Here is a 739-nt window from a genome sequence, read left to right on the forward strand (position 1 = left end):
CGCTGGCGTTGTCAAAACCAAAGGCTTCGTCTAACTCTTTATCAAACGCCTTCTCTTCAGGTTCAAGTTCGTCTTCAATGCCACTTGTCAGTAGATCATCAAATGGGTCTAAAGAGTCTGAATCTTGTTCATCGGTTTCACCGACTGATAGATCATTACCTAGCAGTTCATCTAACGTCTCGTCACCTTCGACGGCAACTTGAGCATCATTGGCGTCTTCGTCTAGAAAATCATCTAGTAAGTCTGTGCTCTCGGCATCGAGTTCAAAGTCATCATCAGAATCATCAATCAACTCATCCAAGGTTTCAGTACTGTCTTCCGAAATATCTAGCTCATCATCGGTCGACAAGCCTGAGAGTTCTTCGAGTTCAGATAATGAGTCAAAACCTAGAGGATCACTCTCAGAATCATCATCCGATTCATCTTCCAACATATCATCTAGGAGATCTGTTGAATTACTGAGATCAACATCATCCCCTGTCAATTGCTCATCGAGCAGGTCGACACTGCCTTGAGTTTCTTCACTTTCGGTTGGCAGATCAAACTGAGAAAGGATGTTATCGATATCATCATCAGACGCCAAAGCGCTGTTTAGATTCTCAGCAACCTCGTCATCATTATCGAGATTCACAGGCTCATTGACTTGATCGTTCTGAGCCGCAACCTGAGCGAAGATGTCATCAATATCAAATTCATCGTTGCTCACGCCCGCAGGTGCAGTATCGCTCTGTTGTTCAGA

Annotated in this window: 1 pseudogene; it reads right to left on the reverse strand. The window is 44.1% G+C overall.

Features of this window, described 5'->3' with window-relative positions:
* Positions 1 to 739, reverse strand: a pseudogene (locus AB4496_RS28215) (ATPase); the annotation flags it as partial.

The organism is Vibrio sp. 10N.222.46.A1 (assembly GCF_041473595.1).
Lineage (GTDB): Bacteria > Pseudomonadota > Gammaproteobacteria > Enterobacterales > Vibrionaceae > Vibrio > Vibrio tasmaniensis_A.